General features: G+C 68.4%; 11 protein-coding genes. 5 read left to right on the top strand and 6 right to left on the bottom strand.

What is annotated here, in order from left to right; translation table 11 throughout:
- Nucleotides 1-95 precede the first annotated feature (95 nt).
- From cysE to AC3FOF_RS06650, 3 genes are all read right to left on the bottom strand, one after another.
- Nucleotides 96-839 carry a serine O-acetyltransferase gene (cysE, locus tag AC3FOF_RS06660; protein WP_017225835.1) on the bottom strand — a complete coding sequence of 248 codons (744 nt, stop codon included), beginning with the start codon at nucleotides 837-839 and terminating at the stop codon, nucleotides 96-98.
- Between the two features lie 213 nt (nucleotides 840-1,052).
- Complete coding sequence (locus AC3FOF_RS06655; protein WP_276267369.1) at nucleotides 1,053-2,168, bottom strand: PrpF domain-containing protein; 1,116 nt, start codon at nucleotides 2,166-2,168, stop codon at nucleotides 1,053-1,055.
- A 4-nt stretch (nucleotides 2,169-2,172) separates the two neighbouring features.
- A complete protein-coding gene (locus tag AC3FOF_RS06650; protein ID WP_488726103.1) occupies nucleotides 2,173-3,159 on the bottom strand; it encodes an RNA methyltransferase in 987 nt (328 codons plus the stop codon).
- A 137-nt stretch (nucleotides 3,160-3,296) separates the two neighbouring features.
- On the opposite strand from AC3FOF_RS06650, the gene AC3FOF_RS06645 reads away from it, so the two are divergent.
- On the top strand, nucleotides 3,297-4,133 hold the full coding sequence (locus tag AC3FOF_RS06645) for an inositol monophosphatase family protein (RefSeq protein ID WP_488726102.1): 837 nt from the start codon (nucleotides 3,297-3,299) through the stop codon (nucleotides 4,131-4,133).
- Between the two features lie 45 nt (nucleotides 4,134-4,178).
- Here the strand turns inward: AC3FOF_RS06645 and AC3FOF_RS06640 are convergent, their stop codons facing one another.
- A complete protein-coding gene (locus tag AC3FOF_RS06640; protein ID WP_488726101.1) occupies nucleotides 4,179-5,093 on the bottom strand; it encodes a DMT family transporter in 915 nt (304 codons plus the stop codon).
- Nucleotides 5,080-5,874 carry a pyridoxamine 5'-phosphate oxidase family protein gene (locus AC3FOF_RS06635; protein ID WP_488726100.1) on the bottom strand — a complete coding sequence of 265 codons (795 nt, stop codon included), beginning with the start codon at nucleotides 5,872-5,874 and terminating at the stop codon, nucleotides 5,080-5,082. The genes AC3FOF_RS06640 and AC3FOF_RS06635 overlap by 14 nt, the downstream gene beginning before the upstream one ends.
- Before the next feature lie 39 nt (nucleotides 5,875-5,913).
- Between AC3FOF_RS06635 and pdxR the strand changes: the two genes are divergently transcribed.
- Nucleotides 5,914-7,389 carry a MocR-like pyridoxine biosynthesis transcription factor PdxR gene (gene pdxR / locus AC3FOF_RS06630; RefSeq protein WP_488726099.1) on the top strand — a complete coding sequence of 492 codons (1,476 nt, stop codon included), beginning with the start codon at nucleotides 5,914-5,916 and terminating at the stop codon, nucleotides 7,387-7,389.
- 224 nt (nucleotides 7,390-7,613) lie between these two features.
- Nucleotides 7,614-9,581 carry an APC family permease gene (locus AC3FOF_RS06625; protein ID WP_488726098.1) on the top strand — a complete coding sequence of 656 codons (1,968 nt, stop codon included), beginning with the start codon at nucleotides 7,614-7,616 and terminating at the stop codon, nucleotides 9,579-9,581.
- Between the two features lie 18 nt (nucleotides 9,582-9,599).
- Here AC3FOF_RS06625 and AC3FOF_RS06620 read toward each other — a convergent pair whose 3' ends face one another.
- Nucleotides 9,600-10,025, bottom strand: coding sequence for a universal stress protein (locus AC3FOF_RS06620; RefSeq protein ID WP_017227728.1), 426 nt, complete (start codon nucleotides 10,023-10,025; stop codon nucleotides 9,600-9,602).
- 470 nt (nucleotides 10,026-10,495) lie between these two features.
- Here AC3FOF_RS06620 and AC3FOF_RS06615 point away from each other — a divergent pair, with 470 nt between their 5' ends.
- Nucleotides 10,496-10,591, top strand: a complete 96-nt coding sequence (locus tag AC3FOF_RS06615) for a potassium-transporting ATPase subunit F (protein ID WP_017227730.1) — start codon at nucleotides 10,496-10,498, stop codon at nucleotides 10,589-10,591.
- A 32-nt stretch (nucleotides 10,592-10,623) separates the two neighbouring features.
- Nucleotides 10,624-12,441 (top strand): potassium-transporting ATPase subunit KdpA, encoded by a 1,818-nt coding sequence (gene kdpA, locus AC3FOF_RS06610; RefSeq protein ID WP_488726097.1) that lies wholly within the window; start codon nucleotides 10,624-10,626, stop codon nucleotides 12,439-12,441.
- Nucleotides 12,442-12,449 lie beyond the last annotated feature (8 nt).

The following is a 12,449-nucleotide window of genomic DNA, read 5'->3' as shown; positions in this document are numbered from 1 at the left end:
AGCCAATCACCACCATCATCGACGCCACCAGCACTGCCAAAGACGCACGGGCAGCCTAGCCTCACCGCCGGCCGTTCGCGGCAGCCCCGCCTTTCCTACTTCATCAGCTTGCGCAGCTCGCTCGCGTCGAAGCGGTCGTTCGGCGTGTTCTCGAGGTGCTCGCCGAGCCGGTCCAGCGCGGCCAGCACGGTCTCGATGCGCTCGTGCTGTTGCGCCGCGTTGTCGATCAGGCTCTTGAGCGCCAGCGATACCGGATCGTCCGCATTCGGGGTGATGCCGTAGGCGGAGAACTCCTGCTTGGCACCCTGCTGCGCGCTCGGCGCATCCGGCAGGATGATGCGCGCCGGCACGCCCACCGCGGTGGCGCCCGCCGGCACCGGCTTGAGCACCACGGCATTGGAGCCGATGCGCGCGCCGTCGCCGATGGTATAGCCGCCCAGCACCTTGGCGCCGGCGCTCACCACCACGTTGGTGCCCAGCGTGGGATGGCGCTTCTGCCCCTTGTACAGCGAGGTGCCGCCCAGGGTCACGCCCTGGTAGATGGTGCAGTCGTCGCCGATTTCCGCGGTCTCGCCCACCACCACGCCCATGCCGTGGTCGATGAACACGCGCCGCCCGACCTTGGCGCCCGGATGGATCTCGATGCCCGTGAAAAAACGGGACCAGTGGGAAATCCATCTGCCCAGCCAGTGGAACCCGCCATTCCAGCAAGTGTGCGCGAGGCGATGGAACACCACGGCATGCAGGCCGGGATAGCAGGTCAGCACCTCCAGACGGCTGCGCGCGGCGGGGTCGCGCCGCATGATGGCGTCGATATCTTCCTTCAGACGAGAGAACATCTTGGTCGTGTCGTGTTGCCACGCCGTGCGCCGCGTGCCCTGGCAGGACTTGCGCGATCGCCGGCATGGTCATTGGCCGGTAGAAACGGGATCAGGGAGTGTAAGAGATTTGTTGCCCTGACGCCGCCATGGACATTGACGGAAAAGGCGCCATCGCCGCAGCCGGTACCGGGGCGCGAGCCACGGTGGCACAGACGATTCCGGCGCCACCCATCAACATCGCTCGGGCACGTGGGCCAGGCCGCTCATCAGGCGGCGCGCGCTGCGGCTGATCACGGCGCGCTCCATCACCCACGCACCATCGCGCAGGGCCGTGACGGCGCCCACCGAGAGGGTGCCCGATGCATGGCCGATACGGGTCCGGCCGCCGCTATGCGCCGCGGCCCGCTGCACCACCGAGCCCGGCAGGCTGGCCGCCACCGCCAGCGCGATGCCGGCTGTCACGCTGAGGCCGTGGCAAGCGCGCCCCGTGGAAAGAATGCGGGCCAGCACGTCGATGCGCTCGGCCTCGATCCAGGCGCCGGCGCTGCAGCGATAGCCGGCCCGCGGCGCCACCAAGGCGATCGCGGGCACGGACGGAGGATCGTGCGCGTCGGGCGCCAGGCCCATGGCCACCGCCCCTTGCGCGCGAATCGCTTCGAGCCGGGCCAGCAGCAAGGCATCGCCGTTGATGCGCTCGGGCAGCTCGGTGCCGACCAGGCCTGCGGCGGCAGCCAGCACGAACACCGTGGGATGGCCCGCCGCGACCAGCGTTGCCTCGATGGCGCCGACGCCAGGCACGTCGAGCCTGTCCACCACCTTGCCGGTGGGACACAAGGGCGGCGGCGCGATGGCCGGCGCCAGGTAATCGAGCACGATCTCGGCCGCCGGGAACGGCACGCCCTCCTCGCCGAAATCGCCGTCCTCCAGCGGATGGCCGTTGCGGCAGGGCACATGCGCAAGCAATACCTGCCCGCTATCCTGCTGCCGGATACGGACCGTGGTGACGCTGTCGCGCGCCGGTACAAAGCCGCGCCAGATCGCGAACGGACCCACCGCAGCCGACAGGTCGGCGCAGTTGCCGGACCAGTCGATGCGCGGTTCGCCGGTCGCCACCGTGCCCAGCAGGTAGTCCACGTCGCAGTCCGGCCGTTGCGAGGCGCGCACCAGCACCACCATGCCGGCGCCGGCGCCGCCCATGCCGTCGGCGTGCCTGCCGCACGGATCGGGCGAACCGGTCACGCGCAGCAGTACGGCATCGCGCTCGGCCGGGTCGGACGGCAGGTCGTCAGCCAGGAAGAACACCCCCTTGCTGGTGCCGCCGCGCATGTAGTAGGCCGGAATCTCCACCTGCTCACTTCTCCTGTTTGGTTGGCGTGCGGGCGCCGGATCCTTGCGCGGCCGCCAGCATGTGCTTGGCGATGCCGCGCAGGATATTGACTTCCTCGCGCTCCAGTCCGCTGCGCGCCAGCAGCCTGCGCAGGCGCGGCATCAGCTTCTTGGGGCTGGCAGGATCGAGGAAGCCAATCGCCTCCAGCCCCGCCTGCAGGTGGCCGAACATGGCCTCGACCTGCTCGGCGGTGGCCGGTTCACCAGCATAGCCGATCTCGGCGAGCGGCGTGGCCCTCACCTCCAGCAGCGCGAGACGCATCTCGTAGGCCACCAGTTGCACCGCCTGGGCAAGATTCAGCGAGGTATAGGCCGGGTTGGCCGGAATATGGGTAACCGCCGAGCAGCGATCCACCGCGTCGTTGGGCAGGCCGAAGCGCTCGTTGCCGAAGACGAAGGCAATATGGGCGCCGCAGGCAGCGGGATCGGCGGCATGGCGGGCGGCGATGCGGCCGGCGGCCTGCGCGACCGCGTCGCGCGGCAACAGGCGCGGCGGCCCGAACTCGCGCTGCCGCGCGGTCAGCGCCACTGCGTAGGCGGTGCCGGCGAGTGCGCTCTCGATATCCTCGACGATCACCGCGCCCGCCAGCACATCGTCCGCGCCGCTGGCCATGGCAACCGCGTCGGGATGCGTACGCACCGCCGGTTCGCGTGGCGACACCAGCACCAGGCTGCCCGGCACGGTGCCGAAGCCCATGGTCTTCATGGCCCGCGCGACCGCGCCGACATTGCCCGGATGGCTGGTTTCCACCAGCACGAAGCGCACGGCGGCAAATGCAACAGGTGACCCGGAAAATGCATCCAGCGCTGCACCGGATGCCGGCAGCCCGGATTGCGTTCCGCCTGGTGGAATAGGCTCGGTTCCGGAGCGGGGATCTGTGGTGCCGGCAACGGCGCCGCCGTCAGCCGTGCTCGTCTGGTTCTGCGGGTTCATATACAATTCAGGCTTCATCTTCGGTGCGCCGCCCGTTTTACACGATCGCGACGCGCCCGTTCTTCTACAATCCGTTGTGTTGTCAGCCGCCCCGGGGGGCAGCGCGCCGGCCTTTTGCGCCAGGCCGCGCACCCCTGGCCGGCCTGGAGAGATTCATGCATCCGATGCTAAATATCGCCGTCAAGGCGGCCCGCAAGGCAGGTTCCGTCATCAACCGCGCGTCGATGGACGTCGACCGGGTCCATGTCTCCCGCAAGCAGCACAACGATTTCGTCACCGAAGTCGACCGCGCCGCCGAGGCCGCGATCATCGAAATCATCCGCACGGCCTACCCGGAACACGCCATTCTAGCGGAAGAGTCCGGCCAGTCCTGGGCCGAGGGCGAAGAAGCCGCCAGCGAATACGTCTGGGTGATCGACCCGCTCGACGGCACCACCAATTTCATCCACGGCTTTCCCCAGTATGCCGTCTCGATCGCCCAGTTGCACAAGGGCGTGCCGGCGCAGGCGGTGGTCTACGATCCCACGCGTGACGAACTCTTCACTGCCAGCAAGGGCGCCGGTGCGTTCCTGAACAACCGCCGCATCCGCGTGTCGCGCCGCGACAAGCTGGCCGACTGCCTGATCGGCACCGGCTTCCCCTACCGCGACATGGCCGGCCTGGACCAGTACATGGAACTGTTCGCCCTGATGACGCAAAGCTGCGCCGGCCTGCGCCGCCCGGGCTCGGCCGCGCTCGACCTGGCCTATGTGGCCTGCGGCCGCACCGACGGCTTCTTTGAGCAAGGGCTGAAGCCGTGGGATATGGCGGCAGGCATGCTGCTGGTGACCGAGGCCGGCGGCCTGGTCGGCAACTATGCCGGCGAAGCCCGCCAGCTGGAACAGGGCGAAGTGCTGGCCGGCAACCCCAAGGCGTTCGCGCAGATGGTGCGCCTGCTGTCGCCGTTCTCGCTGGACAACGCCAAGCCTGCCCTCTCCAGGCCCGCCATCTAAAGGCAGCCGGTAGCGCGGCAGCCCCGCCGCGCTGCGCGCTCCGGCTCAGCGCCGCCCGGCCGGCTGCGCTCCCGGGCCCTTCCAGGTGCCGAGCGCCACGCCCCCGACAATCAGCACCATCGCGCCCAGCAAGGGCGGCCCCAGCGGCTCGCCCAGCGCCAGCGCCGAACACAGGCTGCCGAACACCGGCACGCCGAGCAGCCCCAGCGACGTCGCCATGGCAGGCAGCGCACGGTTGACCGTGGTCAGCGCCCAGTAAGCCAGCGCGATGCCGAACACGCCGCCATACAGCAGCAGGAGCCAGAATGCCGGTTCCGGCCGCAGCTGCGGCGGCCCCTCCTGGCGCAGCGCCAGCACGCCCAGCACGCAAGTCGCCAGCAAGGCCTGCCAGAACGTCAGCTCGAACGGCGGCGACACCCATCGATGGGCGCGCACGTAAAGGATGCTGGCGGCCCAGCACAGCGCCGCCGCCAGCACCAGGCCGTTGCCCAGCAAGGCGGCGCGGTCGTGCCAGTCGAATGCCAGCGGATTGAAGATCAGCGCCAGCCCGGCGAGGCCTAGCATCACGCCTGCCGCGCGGGCGCGCGTGAGCGGTTCGCGCAGCAGCAGGAAAGCGCCCGGCACCACCCACAGCGGCGTGGTGTAGGCCAGCACCACCGAGCGCGCCGCCGGCACAGTTTGCAGTCCCACGCTGACCAGCAGCGAAAAGGCCGTCATATGCAGCAGGCCGACGCACAGCACCACTGGCATGTCGCCGCGGCGCGGCAGGATCAGGCGCCCGCGCGCCATGCAGATCGCGAGCAGCGCGGCGGTACCGACCGCCGAGCGCAGCGTGGTGGCCCACAATGGACTGAGGTAGTGCAGCAAGGCCTTGCCGACCGGCCAGTTGATGCCCCAGGCCACCACCACCACGCCCAGCAGGAGCGCGGCCTCGCGGCGGGACAGGTCAGCGCTGGCCATGGCCGGAGCCGGCCCGCACCGCCGGCGCGGGAGCACCCTCCCTCCAGTGGCTCACATAGGCCGGCTCGCCCGCCTGCTCCCCGTCCGGCACCGGCGGCCGCGCGCACAGGGCCAGCGGCAGCACGCCAGCCCACACCGGCAGTGCAAGATCATCCTCGTCGTCCTTGGGACCGCCGCTGCGGATCTTGGCCGAGGCCTCCTCCAGCCCGATGCGCAGCACCGTGGTGGCAGCCAGTTCATTGGCGTCGCCCGGGCGCGCCTGCGCGGAGCGTCCCGGGGCGATGTGCTCCAGGAACGCATCCAGCGCTGCCGCCTTGGCCGCGCCGACGACGACTTCGAAGCTGCCGTAGATCACCGCCGAGCGGTAGTTCATCGAATGATGGAAGGCCGAGCGCGCCATCACCAGGCCGTCCAGGTGCGTCACGCACACGCAGACCTGGCTGCCGGTGGCGGCCAGCTTCAGCATGCGGCTGCCGTTGGAGCCATGGATATAGAGATGCTCGCCCTCGCGCCAGCACGCGGTGGGAATGCAATGGCTGCCGTTGTCGTCGGTGAAGGCGAGATGGCAAAGATAGGCGGCGTCGATGATCGCGTGCAGCGTGGCGCGATCGTAGTGGCCGCGCTCGGCAACGCGGCGCAAACGGGTACGGTCGCTCGGCGGCATCGGCTTGTGGTTCATCCTGGGCTCCATGGTTGCGGTTGTGCGGCGGGTTCCGCCAGCGCAGCGTGGCAGCGCTGCGCGTCCGGCGATGCAGCTACGATAGGGTTTTCGTGGCACCATGACTAGACCCATGAATAACGCAAAACCTGGAACCACCAAATGGACTATGGCCTGCTGGTCTCGACCTACACGCGGCAGCTCGACGGGCGCAAGCTCACCCGGCAGCGCTTGCTGTACGAATGCCTGCGCAGCGCCATCCTCGATGGCAGGATTGCCCAGGGCAGCCAGCTGACCGCCACCCGCACGCTGGCGGCCGAACTCGGCATGGCCCGCAACTCCGTGATCTACGCCTACGAACGCCTGACCGCGGAGGGCTTCGTCGCGCCTACCCGGCATGGCACCACGGTGGCGCGGGTGGGCCTGGCACGTGCCGGCCATAGCGCGGGCGAGCCCGGGCGCGTCGCCGAGCTGTCGCGCCGCGTGGGCGGGCTGCAGCGCGACCGCGATGGCATGCACGACCTGCTGCCCTTCGTGCCCGGTGTGCCCGATCTGGAGGGCTTCCCGCTGGCGGCATGGCGGCGCTGCGTGGAACGCGCCTGGCGCCAGATGGGACCTCGCCACCTCGGCTACGGCAGGATCGAAGGCCAGCCCGCGCTGCGCCATGCCATCGCCGAATACCTGAAGGTGTCGCGCGGGGTCCGCTGCGAGATGGACCAGGTCTTCATTACCGACGGCACCCAGACCAGCCTGGACCTGTGCGCGCGCATGCTGGCCGACGCCGGCGACACCGCGTGGGTGGAAAACCCCGGCTACGGCGGCGCGCGCGCCGCCTTCCAGTCGGCCGGGCTGAAGCTGGAGCCGGTGCCGGTGGACGCCGACGGCCTGGCGCCGCGCCCCGGGCAATGGCGCGACGCCCCGCCCCGGCTGATCTACATCACCCCTTCCCATCAGTATCCGCTGGGCTCCATCCTCAGCCTGGAACGGCGCCTCAAGCTGATCGAAGACGCGCGCGCCGCCGGCGCCTGGATCATCGAGGATGACTACGACAGCGAATTCCGCCGCGACGGCGTGCCGCTGTCTGCCGTGCAAGGGCTCAGCGAAGACGCGCCCGTGATCTACCTCGGCACCTTCAGCAAGACGATGTTCCCGGCCCTGCGCCTGGGCTTCATGGTGGTGCCGCGCTGCCTGGCCACCGCCGTCGCCGGCACCCTGGGCGAGCTATCCAGGCGCGGCCATGTGGCCGAGCAGGTCGCACTGGCCGACTTCATCGACAGCGGCCAGTTCGCCCGGCACCTGCGCCGCATGCGCCAGCGCTACAGCCAGCGCCGCGATGCCCTGCAAGCGGCGCTGGAACGCCACCTGCGCGGCAGCGTGACGGTATCGGGCAGCGCCGGCGGCATGCACCTGTCCGCCCGGCTGGCGTTGCCGCTTGCCGATACCCTGGTCAGCCGCGCGGCGCGCGAACAGGGATTGATCGTGCGGCCGCTGAGCACCTACCGCCTGCCCGGCACCCCGCTGGAGCAGTACAACGGCTTCGTCTTCGGCTACGCCGGCGTACCGGCCAGCGCCATCGACGGGCTGATCGCGCGGCTGGCCAGCGTCATCGCCTCGCTGCGGCAAGGACCGGCAGCATAGGCAGGGCTGGCGGCGGTGGCACGCCGCGCACGCGCAGCCTCGCCCGGCTCCGGCAGCGCACCACGGCATCTACGCCGTCCTTGGCGGTCGGCCAGCCTGCCATCTACATTATTCCCATGGGACTTCCAATCCCCCTGCGCCGGCGCGCGCTGCAACGCCGCTGGCCACGGGGCCGGGCGCTGCGCTTTGGATGCTGCGCCGCAATAGCTTCCTGGGTGGCGAAGATGGCGGCACTATCGAAGTGGTGGAAGCTCCTCGCCGGCAAGCCCCTCGATCCGCTGGCGCCGGGCACCCGCCATGCGATTGCCGTGATGCCGGTGCTGGCGTGGGTCGGCCTCGGGGCCGACGGGTTATCGTCCTCATGCTACGGGCCAGAGGAGGCGTTCCTGGCACTTGGCGCTCACACGCCGCTGGCGCTGTTCCTTGCCGTTGCCACCGCGAGCACGGTCTTTATCATCGCGGTCGGCTATAACCAGGTCATTGAGCTCTTTCCCACCGGCGGCGGCGGCTACCGGGTGGCCACGGCCTTGCTCGGGCCGCGTCCCGGGCTGGTGTCGGGCGCGGCGTTGCTGGTCGACTATGTGCTGACCGTGGCAACGTCGCTGGCCAGCGGCATAGACGCGTTCTTCAGCCTGCTGCCCGTGGAAGCGCAAGCCTTCAAACTGGCGACGGAACTGGTGGTCGTGATCATGATGACCGCGCTCAATTTCCGCGGGATGAAGGAATCCATCCTGGTCCTGATGCCGATCTTCCTCGCCTTCGTGGTCTTGCACCTGGGGCTGATCCTGTACGGGATCTTCGTGCACGGCGATCATCTTGCCGCAGTGGTGCCGGGCGCGGTCGGGGAGGCTTCCAGCCTGTCGCAGGCCATGGGACCGGTCGCGGTGGCGGCGCTGCTGATGCGCGCCTTCTCGCTGGGCGGCGGCACCTACACCGGCCTGGAAGCGGTCTCGAACAACGTGAACATGCTGGCCGAGCCGCGCGTGCCGAACGGCAAGTGGACGATGTTCTATATGGCGAGTTCGCTGGCCTTCACCGCCGGCGGCATCATCCTGCTGTACATGCTGTGGAACGCCACGCCGGTGGAAGGGCAAACCCTGAACGCGGTGGTCTTCAACCGTATCATCGGCCATCTCGGCCTGGGCTCCGAACTGTCCCGCCATGCCCTGCTCGCCGTGGTGCTGGCCTCCGAGGCCGGATTGCTGCTGGTGGGCGCGCAGACCGGCTTTCTCGACGGCCCGGCGGTGCTGTCCAATATGGCGGCGGACTACTGGGTGCCGCGTCATTTCCGCGATCTCTCGGCCAGGCTGGTGCGGCAGAACGGCGTCATCGTGATGGGCGTGGCCAGCCTGCTGATCCTGCTGTGGACGCGCGGCCAGGTGGCGGTGCTGGTGGTGCTCTACAGCATCAATGTGTTCCTGACCTTCAGCATGTCGCTGCTGGGCTTGTGCATCTACTGGTGGCGCCATCGCGGCGAGCGCCGCTGGATCGTGCGCTTTGGGCTGTCCCTGCTCGGCCTGTCGGTCACCTCCACGGTGCTGGTCATCACCCTGGTGGAGAAATTCACCGCCGGCGGCTGGCTGACGGTGCTGGTGACCGGCCTGGTGATCGGGCTGTGTGTCCTGGTCAAGCAGCACTACACCGCCACGCGTGCCGAGCTGGCGCGGGCCGACGCGCTCTTCGCCGGCAGCCCGCCGCTGGTCGATACCGGCCGCGTGCGGCCGCTCGACCGCAACCTGCCCACCGCCATCGTGCTGGTGGGCAAGCACCGCGGCGTCAGCATGCATGCCCTGCTGTGGGTCGAGCGGCTGTTTCCCGGGCACTTCAAGAACGTGGTTTTCCTGGCGGTGGGCGAAGTCGATGCCCAGAGCTACGAGGGCCAGGAAACACTGCACCGCCTGCAGCACGCGATCGGCGAGTCGCTGCAATACTACGTGGCCAACTGCCAGCGCCACGGCCTGGCGGCCGAATCCCGCGCGGCGTTCGGCACCAACCCGGTGCGCGAGTTCATGAAGCTGGTCGACACGGTAACGGCCGAGTACCCGAACAGCGTCTGCTTCGCCAGCAAGCTGATCTTCCAGCACGTGAACTTCCTTACCTCATGGCTGCATAACCAGACGCCCGGCGAGTTGCAGGCGCGGCTGCACCTGCAAGGCAAGCAGATGGTGCTGCTGCCGATGAATGTGCCGTGATCGCGCAACCTGCCCGATCTACCTGACCAGGGTGACCGGCACATGCGACAAGCGGATCAGCCTGTGCGCCAGCCGGCCGGCCAGCAGTTCCCCGACCGCGGTGCGTGCGGCGGTGCCCATCACGATGGCATCGCACTGGTTGGCCGCTGCCGTCTGTGCGATCGTTTCCGCAATGTCGCCGACCTTGATCTGCGCCACGTACCTGGCGCCGGCATCGTCCAGGATGCGGCGCGCGGGGCGCAGCGCCGCCTCGCCGCTCGACTCCTCCAGCTTGCGCAACGCCGCCAGCGAGTGATAGGCCGACGCGCGGCCGAATTCCAGCGGTGGCTGGACGTTGAGCAATAGCACCTCCGAGACACAGTGGTCCCGGAACATGAAGGCGGCGTGGCGTACCGCATCGAGCGCGTGCGCGGAGCCGTTGACGGGTACCAGAACTCTGAGCATTTCAATCTCCTTCTCCACGCTCGAACCTGAGCCCTTGCTTGCTGTTTCTATCGCTTTCGGCCGCCTGGAATCTGTATAGAACCGGCCGTGCAAAGATTGTGTAAAGAGATCGGCCGGCGCATCGCGAACCCGTAGGGATAGCGTCGGAATCCTTGGCCGCCGCCACCTCGTCCGCCCTCGGGCAAGGCGCTTCGCGTAGCGCCCCGCCGCCGGGCGTTTATACGGATTTGACACCCTCCCCGCGCATCTTTATCCAATGATGCCGCCGGCTCCTCTATAGCTAAGACAGTCGCAGGGCCGCAACCGTGCCGGCCATCGAACCGCCAGGCACGGCGCCCGGGGTGATGCGGGGAGCACCGACGTGAATCTATTCCTCTGGTTGCCGCTGCTGTTCGTGCTGGGCCTCGCCGGCATGGGCCTGTGCGGATTGTTCCTGCTTGGCTGCGAGCGCATTTGAACCGCTTGATTGCATGGGAGTAACCATCGTGACCTGGCTTGCCGCGGGCTTGTCCCTGTTCGTCTTCGTGTACCTGGTGCTGGCCCTGATCCGGCCGGAGTGGTTCTAGCGGCCCGAATCTGACTTTTCGGGGGTGCCCCTATGTGGATCCTGCCTCTACTCATCCTGGCCCTGGCCATCGCCGTCTCCATCCCTTTGAGCCGGTACATGGCATGGATCATGGACGGCAAGTACCGGCCGCTGCCGGGACTGCGCTGGTTCGAAGCGCGCCTGGACAGCGGGCCGCAGGACTGGAAGCAATACACGGTCGCCCTGCTGGTATTCAACGGCCTGCTCTTCGTCTATGGCTACGCCGTGCTCGCCCTGCAGCCGGTCGCGCCGCTCAACCCCCTGGGGCGCGGCATGCTGGCGCCATCGACGATCTTCAACACGGTCATCTCCTTCATCACCAATACCAATCTGCAGCATTACTCGGGCGACCAGCATCTCTCCAACTTCAGCCAGATCTTCTTCATCCTGCCGAATATGTTCCTGTCGGCGGCGGTGGGGCTGTGCGCGCTGACCGCCATCATCCGCGCGCTGCGCGGCGAGGCCGCCATCGGCAACTTCTTCGTCGACATGTGGCGGGTGGTGATCTATATGTTCGTGCCGGCCGCGCTGGTGTGCGGAGTGATCTTCATCCAGCAGGGCACCCCCATGACCTACCAGAGCGCGCATGCGGTGGCCACGCTGGAAGCCGGCGCAATGGGCATGGCCGACAACGGCCAGCCCAAGGCGCAGACCATCATCGTCGGCCCGGTCGCGGCAGTGATACCGATCAAGATGCTCGGCACCAATGGCGGTGGCTTCTACGGCATGAACGCCGCCCATCCGTTCGAGAACCCCACGGCGGCGAGCAATGTGCTGACCACGGTTGCCATGATGGTGTTTCCCTTCGCGCTGGTGCTGATGTACGGCCGCATGCTCAGGCGGCTGCGCCATGCGGTGGTGATCTACTGCGTAATGCTGACCATGATGGTCGGCCTGATCGGCTGGGCCATCTACTGGGACACGCTGCAGCCCAATCCCGCGCTGACGGCCCATCCGGTTGCGCGCAACTACCCGATGCCGGGCGGCGCGGTGGTGGGCATGCCTGCCGTATTGACGATACCCGCGCAGCCGGCGTTGCCGGTGGACCAGCACCTGGGCAACCTGGAAGGCAAGGAACTGCGCTTCGGCACCTCCGCCGGCGCCACCTTCGCGGCCATCACCACCGACGTGACCTGCGGCGCCGTCAACGCGGAGCACGACAGCCTGCATCCGCTGGCGGGGCTGTCGCCGCTGATCGGCATGTGGATCAACTGCGTGTTCGGCGGCAAGGGCGTGGGCATGATCAACCTGCTGCTGTTCCTGATCGTGGGCGTCTTCCTGGCCGGGCAGATGGTGGGCCGCACACCGGAGTACCTCGGGCGCAAGGTCGGCGCGCGCGAGATGAAACTGGCCATGATCGCGCTGCTGATCCACCCGATCCTGATCCTCGGCCCCACCGGCATTTTCTCGGCGACCGACTGGGGCACCAGGGCGGAGGCCAACGCCGGCCCGCATGGCTTCACCGAGATCACCTACCAGTTCTCGTCGGCCTCGGCCAATAACGGTTCGGCCTTTGACGGCCTGGCCGTCAGCTACGGGCCCAACGCCAACCCCACCCCGCCGCCGTCCGCGGTGCAGTGGGATGTATCGACCGGGCTGGTGATGCTGTTCAGCCGCTACCTGCCCATCATCGCGCCGATCGCCATGGCGGTTTTCCTCGGCCGCAAGAAGAGCGCACCGGCAACCCTTGGCACCATGCGCGACAACACCCTGACCTTCGGCCTGCTGCTGCTGGGCACGATCGTCATCGTCGGCGCGCTGCTGTTCCTGCCGGTGGCCGCGCTGGGGCCGCTGGCCGAGTACCTCGGACCGATCCCCTTCGGCGGATAGCCAGGGCA

It is taken from the genome of Cupriavidus sp. 96C5-1, assembly GCF_057798855.1.
The sequence above is the reverse complement of the archived record's forward strand: the minus strand, read 5'-3'. Positions and strand labels throughout refer to the sequence as shown.